This window comes from Actinosynnema sp. NPDC059335 (genome assembly GCF_042752395.1).
Taxonomy (GTDB): domain Bacteria; phylum Actinomycetota; class Actinomycetes; order Mycobacteriales; family Pseudonocardiaceae; genus Actinosynnema.
This window is the reverse complement of sequence record NZ_JBHYXZ010000165.1, coordinates 8,845-18,275: the sequence shown is the minus strand read 5'-3', so window position 1 is coordinate 18,275 and position 9,431 is coordinate 8,845. Positions and strand designations below refer to the sequence as shown.

The following is a 9,431-nucleotide window of genomic DNA, read 5'->3' as shown; positions in this document are numbered from 1 at the left end:
CGCCGACCTGGCGCAGCCCTACCGCGCGTGTCAAGGGGGCACTCCCACCCCTACCGCACCTTGCGCCGGAACCGCCCCCTTGACACGTGCGGTAGCCCTTGTGGAGGTCGGCGGGATGACACGAAACCCGACCCACGCCGGTACAGGGGCTCAACCACCAAACCCCGTCATCCTGCTGATCTGCCCGTCCGGCGAGGACGCTTGTGCTCTCTCAAACCACAACCCCCGGCACACCGACCCCGGGGGAGGGGAGCAGCCCCCGAATCACCCCACCACCCCCGGCGGGAACCCACCCGTCGCCACCGGCCCCCACCGCTCGATCGTCACCCGGATCAACGACTTCCCCTGCCGCCGCATCGCCTCCCGGTACTCGTCCCAATCCGGGTGCTCCCCGGCGATGCACCGGTAGTACTCCACCAACGGCTCCAACGCCTCCGGCAGGTTCACCACCTCCGCCCGCCCGTCCACCTGCACCCACGGCCCGTCCCACTCGTCGGACAACACGCACACCGTCACCCGGTCGTCCCGCCGCGCGTTGCGCGTCTTCGCCCGCTGCGGATACGTCGACACCACCAACCGGCCCTCACCGTCCACCCCGCACGTCACCGGCGACACCTGCGGCCGCCCGTCCCCGCGCACCGTGACCAACAGGGCCCGGTGCCGCGGCCGCAGGAACTCCACCAACCCGTCACGGGACACCGCCTCCGCGGTCGCGATCCTCGGCATACCCCTCACCCTACGATCACCCCCCACCCCCCACCTCCCCACCGAACAACCACCTACAACCCCACCAACCCCCGCACCCCGTCCACCCCCACCGCCGCACCCCGCCCCACCACCACGTCGAACCCCACCCCACCCACCAACTCCCGCACCGCCCCCTCCACCGCCACCACCTCCGGATCCACCGCCACCCCACCCCGCAACCCCCGCGCCGCCCCCACCAACAACCCCGCCCGCTCCCCGTCACCCTCCACCACCGCCAACGCCGCACACGCCTCCGCCACCCGCGCCAACACCACCCGGTTGTCCCACTCCCGCGCCCCCGCCAACGCCTCACCCCACGCCCGCCGCGCCGCCGCCCGATCCCCGGCCGCCAACTCCACCAGACCCGCCGCCACGTGCGCCGACGCCCGCACCTCCTCCGGCCCGAACCACCCCCGCGGACACACCCGCAACGCCTCCGCGCACCACCGCCGCGCCCCCTCCAGGTCACCCCGCCGCCGCGCCACCTCCGCCCGCCCCACCCACGCCTGCGCCAACGCCTCCTCCGCACCCTGCGACCGCGCCAACGCCGCCGCCTCCTCCAGGTCCGCCTCCGCACCGTCCAGGTCACCCGCGTGGCACGACCACTCCGCCCGACCGCACAACAGACCCGCCGTGTGCTCGTTCGCCCCGAACAACCGCGACAACGCCAACGCCTCGTCCACGAACCCCATCGCCCCCGCCACGTCACCACCCGCCCACGCCAACCCCGCCAACTGCGACAACGCCAACGCCGCACCCCACCGCTCACCCACCGCCCGGAACCCCGCCAACGCCGCCTCCTGCTCCTCCCGCGCCTCCCGCAACCGACCCCGGTACCGCCACTGCATCCCCGCACCCAACCGACCCAACGCCCGGCTCCACGCGTCACGCCCCAACAACACCTCCCGCACCGCCTCCACCCCCGCCGCGCCCTCCCGCGGCGCACCGTGCGCCATACCCCACAACACCGTCAGAAAAGGCCGCGACGGCGGACCGCCCAACCCCTCCGGCGACGGCCGGTGCGGCGACGGCGCACCCGGCAACCCCGCACCCGTCGACGACGCGTTCACCACGCACAACAAGTGCTCCTCCGCCAACCCCTCCGGCGCCACCGGACCCACCGCCCGCACCACCTCCGCCGCCAACGCCGCACCCTCCGAACGCCGCCCCCGCAACCACCACGGCCACCCCAGGTCCGCCGCCAACCGCAACGCCACCCCGTGGTCGTGCGCCACCGCCCACCGCAACGCCGCCACCAGGTTCCCGTGCTCCGCCGCCAACCGCCCCAACCACTCCAACTGCTCCGACCGGAACAGGTGCGGCGCCGCCCGCGCCGCCAACCCCGCGAAGCGCACCGCGTGCGCCCGCCCCACCCACTCCCGCTCACCGGCCTCCGCCAACCGCGCCGCGCAGAACTCCCGGATCGTCTCCGACATCCGGTACCGGTCCCCGGACACCTCCACCAACGACTTGTCCGCCAACGACGGCAACACCTCGTCCGCCCCCGCCACCCCGCACACCGCCGCCACGTCCGCCAACCCCGCCCCGCCCCGGAACACCGTGAACCGGCGCGCCAACACCCGCTCCTCCTCGTCCAACAACCCCCAACTCCACTCCACCACCGCGTGCAAAGTCCGATGCCGCGCCACCACCGCCCGACTGCCCCGCGACAACAACCGGAACCGGTCACCCAACCGCGCCGCCACCTCCGCCGCCGGCAACGACCGCACCCGCGCCGCCGCCAGCTCCACCGCCAACGGCAACCCGTCCAACGCCCGGCAGATCCCCACCACCACCTCCGCCGTCGCCGGGTCCAACCGGAACGACGGGTTCACCGCCACCGCCCGCTCCGCGAACAACCGCACCGCCTCCGACCCCACCCCGTCGCAACCCAACGGCGGCACCGGCCGCACCACCTCACCCGTCACCCCCAACGCCTCCCGCGACGTCGCCAACACCCGCAACCCCGCACACGCCACCAACAACCCGCCCGCCACCGCCGCCGCGTCCTCCACCACGTGCTCGCAGTTGTCCAACACCACCAACACCGACCGGTCCCGCACCGCCGCCGCCACCCGCGCCACCGGCTCCACCACCGGCCCCACCCCGTCCTCCCGCAACCCCAACGCCGACACCACCGCCCGCGCCACATCACCACCCACCGCCACCGACGCCAGATCCACGAAGAACACCTCACCCGGCCACACCGACGCCGCCTCCACCGCCAACCGCGTCTTGCCCGACCCGCCCGGACCCGTCAACGTCACCAGCCGCGACCCCGCCAACGCCCCACCCACCAGCCGCAACTCCTCCTCACGACCCACGAACCCCGTCAACTGCGCCGGCAACACCCGCCGCACCGCCGGCGCCTCACCCCGCACCACCTCACCGTGCGCCGCCACCAAACCGGGGGAGGGGTCCGCCCCCAACTCCTCCGCCAACACCCGCCGCGTCCGCTCGAACACCCCCAACGCCTCCGCCTGACGACCCTCCCGGTGCAGCGCCCGCACCAACCGCGCCACCAGCCGCTCCCGCGTCGGATGCGCCGCCACCAACTCCCGCAACAACCCCACCGACGCCCCGTCGTGCTCCTCCACCGCCCGCAGCCGCAACTCCTCCCACCGCGCCACCCACACCGCCGCGAACGGCGCGTCACCCACGTCCCGCAACGCCGGACCACGCCACAACGCCAACGCCTCACCCACCGACCCCCGCGCCACCAGCTCCTCGAACCGCAGCGCGTCCACCTCACCCGGATCCACCACCAGCCGGTACCCGGCCGCCGACCGCTCCACCTCCACGTCCACCAACGCCCGCAACCGCGACACCTGCGACTGCACCGCGTTCACCACCCCCGCCGGCGGGCACTGCCCGTACAGCGCCTCCACCAGCCGGTCGACCCCCACCACCCGACCCGCCTCGACCGCCAGCACCGCCACCAACGCCCGCAACCGCGGCCCGCCGACCCGGACCTCCGACCCGTCCGCACGCCGCACCACCATCGGACCCAACACCCCGAACCGCACCCGCGCATCCTCCCGCACCCGCCGGCCACCCCACCGGAAAACCGGGAACCGGGGGAGGAGCGTCACGCCCGACCCAAAATCTCCGCCACCACCGCCGCCTTCGCGTCCGCGTACTGCTGCAGGTACTCCCACTCCCGCGCCGCCAACGCCCGCTTCGTCCGCTCGTACAACCCCCGGTCCGCCGCCGACACCCGCAACCGGTCCCGGAACGCCACCATCCGCGCCACCTCCGGCTCACCCACCGTGAACACGTGCAGGTTCACGTCCGTGTCCGGCCCCTTGAACATCCGATGCCCGAACCACTCCGGCTCCCGGATCCGCAACACGTACCCCGCCGCCTCCAACGCCGGCACGTACGACGCCTCGTCACCCGAATCCGCCACCGTCAACACCACGTCCACGACCGGCTTCGCCGCCAACCCCGGCACCGACGTCGACCCCACGTGCTCCAACCCCACCACCACCGACCCCAACACCGCCCGGATCCGCGCCGCCTCCCGCTCGTACAACCCCGGCCACGCCGGGTCGTACTCCACCAACACCACCCGCCGCCCCGGCAACCGCGGCACCGGCCCCACGTGCGCCGCCCGGATCCCCTCCTCCGACAACCCCACGACACCCTCCCTCCCGGCCCACCGGCCACGACCCGACCTCACCCCGGCAACGACGACGGCCTCCCCGGCACGAACAGGTCACCCACCTCCGCCACCCGCTCCCGCACCTCGTCCGCCAGGAACACCAGATCCTCCACCACCCGACACGACTCCACCTCCTCCCACGTCACCGGCGCCGACACCGACGGCCGCGACCGCGCCCGCAACGAATACGGCGCCACCGTCGTCTTCGCCGGGTTGTTCTGCGACCAGTCGATCAACACCTTCCCCGTCCGCTGCGCCTTCGCCATCCGCCACACCACCTCCTCCGGCGACTCCGCCGCCAACCGCCGCGCCACCCCCTTCGCGTACTCCGACGTCCGCTCCGGCGACGACACCGACACCGCCGCGTACACCTGCAACCCCTTCGACCCCGACGTCTTCACCACCGGCGACAACCCGTCCGCCACCAACACCTCCCGCACCCGACACGCCACCCGACAACACTCCACCACCGACGCCGGCGGACCCGGATCCAGGTCGAACACCACCAGATCCGGCACCCCACGCCCACCCCGCGCACCCACCCTCCACTGCGGCACGTGCAACTCCAACGCCGCCAGGTTCGCCAACCACACCACCGTCGCCAGGTCCTCCACCACCACGAAGTCCGCGTACTCCGCACCCCGCGACGACCCCGGCGTCCCCACCCGCACCGTCCGCACCCACTCCGGCGCGTGCGACGGCGCGTTCTTCTCGAAGAACGACTTCCCCTCCACCCCGTTCGGATATCGCCGCAACGTCATCGGCCGACCCGCCAGGTGCGGCAACAACACCGGCGCGATCCGCGTGTAGTAATCGATCACCTCCGCCTTCGTGAACCCCACCTCCGGGTACAGCACCTTGTCCAGGTTCGTCAGCTTCAACCGACGCCCCTGCACCGACACCACCGCGTCAGCCACCACGCCGCACCTCCCCGGGCGCCCGATCCGGCCGCAACCCCCGCCACGTCGCGAACCGCAACCGCCCGTCCGCCGTCCACTGCCGGAACGCCACCTCGCCCACCAACTCCGGCCGCACCCACCGCGCACCCCGCGCCCGCTCCCGCGGCACCCCCGACACGAACGGCGACCGCCCCACCTCCAACGCCGACAACCGCGCCGTCAACCGCTCCAACTCCGCCCCGTCGAACCCCGTCCCCACCGACCCCGCGAACACCAACCCACCACCCGGCCCCGGGATCCCCAACAACAACGACCCCACCACCCCCTCACGCCTGCCCACACCCGGCCGCCACCCCCCGACCACCACCTCCTGCGTCGCCACCCACGTCACCTTCACCCACTGCGGCGACCGCCGACCCGCCACATACGGCGAATCCAGCCGCTTCGCCACCACCCCCTCCAACCCCTGCTCCCGACTCGCCGCCAACACCTCCGCCCCCGCACCCGGGAACGCCTTCGGCGTCGCCCAATGCGCACCCCGCAACCCCAACCCCTCCAACAACGCCCGACGCCGCTCGTACGGCAACCCCACCGTCGGCGACCCGTCCAGGTGCAACACGTCGAACACCAGGAACGTCACCGGCACCCGACCCGCCAACCGCCGCGCCTGCGCCGCCGACGCGTGCATCCGCTGCTGCAACGCCCCGAAACTCGGCCGGCCACCCTCCAACGCCACGATCTCCCCGTCCAACAACACCTGCGTCGCCCCCAACTGCGCCCCCAACCCCTGCAACTCCGGATACGTCTCCGTCACGTCGTTGCCCGACCGGCTCGTCAACCGCACCCGACCGCCCTCCACCCGCGCGATCGCCCGCACCCCGTCCCACTTGAACTCGAACGCCCACCTCGACGCCGGACCCGGCAACCCCACCCCCGGCGTCGCCAACATGGGGGAGAGGAACTCCGGCAACGGCACCCACCCCGGACGCGCCGCCTCGTGCCGCCGCCGCACCATCCACTCCCGACCCCCACCCGCCGACCCCCGGCGGAAGAACACGAACTCGCCCTCCACCCGCGACCCGTGCAACACCACGTCCACCTCGCGGTCCGACCACTTCACCGTCTCGTACCGACCGCGATCCCAGATCGTCATCTCACCCGCGCCGTACTCACCCTTCGGAATCACCCCCGAAAACGACGCGTACTCCAACGGGTGATCCTCCGTGCGCACCGCCAACCGGATCGTCCCCGGCTCCGGCGGCAACCCCTTCGGCACCGCCCACGACACCAACACCCCACCCCGCTCCAACCGCACATCCCAGTGCAACCGCGACGCGTGGTGCTCCTGGATCACGAACGTGTCGTCCCCACCCCGCGGCACCACCTCACCCTCACCCGGCACCGGCTCCGGCGTCCGCCCCGCATCCCGCTTCCGCCGGTACTCCGACAGATCCCCACCCATCCCGACCGCCACGCCCTCAGGCGGGCTTCGCCTTCTTCTTCGCCGGCGCCTTCCGCGACGACCCCGACCCCGACGACGACCCCGACGCCTTCTTCGCCGCAGGCTTCCGCCCCGCCGACTTCCCACCCCGAGCCGACTTCGCCTGCTCCACGCTCCGCTCCAACGCCGTCATCAGGTCGATCACCTCACCGGCCTCCTCCACCTCCGGCCGCTCCGGCAGCTCCGCACCCTCCGCCTTCGCCTCGATCACCTTCTGCATCGCCTCGGTGTAATCGTCCGTGAAATCACCCGGATCGAACGACCCCGCCATGCTCTCCACCAACGACGACGCCATCTTCAACTCCTGCGGCCGAACCTCCACATCCGTCCCCAGGAACTCGAAATCCGGCTTCCGCACCTCGTCCGGCCACAACATCGTGTGCATGACCAACAAATCCTCACGCGCCCGCAACATCGCCAACGTCTCCCGCTGACGAATGGTGATCTTCACCACCGCGAGCTGACCGCTCCGCTCCAACGCCGTCCGCAACAACACATAAGGACGCGTCGCCGCCTTGTCCGGCTCCAGGTAGTACGACTTCTGGAAATAAATCGGATCGACGTCCTCCACCGGCACGAACTCCACCACGTCGATCGCGTGATCGGTGTTGATCGGCAACTTGTCGAAATCCTCCGCGTCCAACACCACGACCCGGCCGTCGTCCAACTCGTAGCCCTTCGCGATGTCGGCGTAGGCGACCTCCTCGCCACACACCTGGCACACCCGCTTGTAGCGGATCCGCCCACCGTCCTCCCGGTGCACCTGGTGGAACCGGAAGTCGTGCTCCTCCGTGGCCGTGTACAACCGGACACCGATCGTCACCAACCCGAAGGAAATCGCCCCACGCCACACGGACCTCATGCCACGTGACTACCCGCCACCAGCGCAATCCGCACCAGGACGTCACCCGAACGGGCTAACAACCGCCACGGGCCGCCACCACCGAACCCACCCCGCTACTCCCGATGCGGCAACCGCGCCAACGACACGTACGTCCGATTGCCCGCCACCGCCGCACGCCGCTCCCGCGCCGTCGCCTCGATGTAGTTCTGCGACGTCGCCAACGACGCGTGCCCCAACAACGCCATGATCTCCGACGCCGACGCGCCGTCCTCCGCCAACCGCGTCGCGAACGTGTGCCGCAACGCGTGCAGGTTCGCCCCCGACGGCACCCGGTCGTGCAACCCCGCCCACCGGAAGCACGACCGCACCAGGTACTCCAACCCGCCCCGCCCGATCGGCTCACCGTGCCGGTCCCGCAACAACGCCGAACCCCGGTCGAACCGCCCCTGCGGGAACCGCCGCCGACACGACTGCAGGTACTGCTCGATGATCCGGTCCATCGCCGGCTCGATCGGCACCGACCGGTCCCGGTTCCCCTTGCCCGCCACGTGCAACCGCCGCTCACCCGGCCGACCCACCACCGACGCCAACGTCAACGTCCGCATCTCCGCCGACCGCAACCCCGCCACCAAACCCAACGCCAACACCAGCACGTCCCGCTCCGGCCACGGATCGCGCCCCCGCCGCACGCCCTCCGCCGCGGCCGCCAACAACCGCTCCGGCGTGTCCTCGCCCCGCAACGGCTTCGGCACCAGGGGAGGGGTCTTCGGCCGCGCCACCGCACCCATCGGGTTGCCCGCCACCAGCTCCTCCGCCACGCAGAACGTCAGGAACTGGTTCCACGTCGACCACGCCCGCAACACCGACGACTTCGCGTGCGTGTCCGCGAACACCCCGAACGCCTCCCGCAGGTTGCGCGCCGTCAGGTCCGCCATCACCAGCGACTCCGCCGGCCGACCCGTGACCTGCGCCAACAACGCCGTCACCCCCGCCAGGTCACGCCGGTACGCCGCGGTGGTGTGCGGCGAATCCTTCCGCGGCCGACGAGCGAGGAAGAACGACTCCTGAGCGGCAAGCACCTGCATGTCGATCTTCATACCCGATACCACCGACAATCCGACCGCACCGCCGCCCGGCGGGGGAGGGGAGCCACCCCGGGAACCCCCGTCACCGCAGGTCAAACGCGTGCAACCGTCAATCCGCGCACCGCGGGACCACCCGAGCGGCGCAACCCCGGCCACCCACGAACCGGCACCCGCACCACCCGTGCCGACCACCGCCGACCCACACCCGACACCCGGGCCGACCATGATCAACTCATGGATAATGGCGATTATCCATCAAAAACGGATCCGGAAGGGGGTGGACCTCCGACCGGGGGATGCCCCTCCCGCACGGCCCGCCACCGGACCTCTCCGCGCCCCGGAACGCCCGTTCGCGCACAACCCCCGCGCACCGCGTGCGCCCGACCCCGGACGGCCGCACGCCACCGTCCACCAACGCCGAGGCCCCGGGGGCCACCCGGGAGATCAACTTCCCGTCGAGCGCCGACCCGCGCGCCGCGTCGCCTTCCTCCCACGCCACCCATGATCCGTCACAGTGACGTTTCTCGGGCGGTGTGCCGGGGCTGGGCACGGCACCGCCACCACCGACCCCGCCCACCCGCGAGGCCCTGGGCACCGGGGGTCTCGGCCCCCAACACCCGGCGGCCCGCCCACAACCTCGCAACACGCCCCCCCCCCAACGGCCAAGCCCCCACCCCCCGCCCCGTGAAAC

General features: G+C 72.3%; 7 protein-coding genes. All 7 read right to left on the bottom strand.

The features are described 5' to 3' along the window. Window positions 1-264: 264 nt before the first annotated feature. A complete protein-coding gene (locus tag ACFXGA_RS33905; protein WP_378095134.1) occupies window positions 265-726 on the bottom strand; it encodes a PPOX class F420-dependent oxidoreductase in 462 nt (153 codons plus the stop codon). Window positions 727-779: 53 nt separating this feature from the next. Then, window positions 780-3,791: a BTAD domain-containing putative transcriptional regulator gene (locus ACFXGA_RS33900; protein WP_378095132.1), complete on the bottom strand. Its 3,012-nt coding sequence runs from the start codon at window positions 3,789-3,791 to the stop codon at window positions 780-782. 44 nt (window positions 3,792-3,835) lie between these two features. Next, on the bottom strand, window positions 3,836-4,387 hold the full coding sequence (locus ACFXGA_RS33895) for a GrpB family protein (protein WP_378095130.1): 552 nt from the start codon (window positions 4,385-4,387) through the stop codon (window positions 3,836-3,838). A gap of 38 nt (window positions 4,388-4,425) precedes the next feature. Next, the gene (gene ligD, locus ACFXGA_RS33890) at window positions 4,426-5,328 is read right to left on the bottom strand and encodes a non-homologous end-joining DNA ligase (RefSeq protein ID WP_378095128.1); all 903 of its coding nucleotides are present in this window, start codon (window positions 5,326-5,328) and stop codon (window positions 4,426-4,428) included. Further along, entirely contained in the window at window positions 5,321-6,772 is a 1,452-nt protein-coding gene (gene ligD / locus ACFXGA_RS33885) for a non-homologous end-joining DNA ligase (RefSeq protein WP_378095126.1), read from the bottom strand. The genes ligD (ACFXGA_RS33890) and ligD (ACFXGA_RS33885) overlap by 8 nt, the downstream gene beginning before the upstream one ends. 16 nt (window positions 6,773-6,788) lie before the next feature. Continuing rightward, window positions 6,789-7,673: a Ku protein gene (locus tag ACFXGA_RS33880; protein WP_378095124.1), complete on the bottom strand. Its 885-nt coding sequence runs from the start codon at window positions 7,671-7,673 to the stop codon at window positions 6,789-6,791. 95 nt (window positions 7,674-7,768) lie between these two features. Next, entirely contained in the window at window positions 7,769-8,752 is a 984-nt protein-coding gene (locus ACFXGA_RS33875; RefSeq protein WP_378095122.1) for a tyrosine-type recombinase/integrase, read from the bottom strand. Between the last annotated feature and the right edge of the window lie 679 nt (window positions 8,753-9,431).

Bases quoted from the DNA above. Each gene is read 5' to 3' on its own strand.
- ACFXGA_RS33875 (WP_378095122.1), bottom strand. From the start codon at position 8,752: ATGAAGATCGACATGCAGGTGCTTGCCGCTCAGGAGTCGTTCTTCCTC.
- ligD (WP_378095126.1), bottom strand. From the start codon at position 6,772: ATGGGTGGGGATCTGTCGGAGTACCGGCGGAAGCGGGATGCGGGGCGG.
- ACFXGA_RS33880 (WP_378095124.1), bottom strand. From the start codon at position 7,673: ATGAGGTCCGTGTGGCGTGGGGCGATTTCCTTCGGGTTGGTGACGATC.
- ACFXGA_RS33905 (WP_378095134.1), bottom strand. From the start codon at position 726: ATGCCGAGGATCGCGACCGCGGAGGCGGTGTCCCGTGACGGGTTGGTG.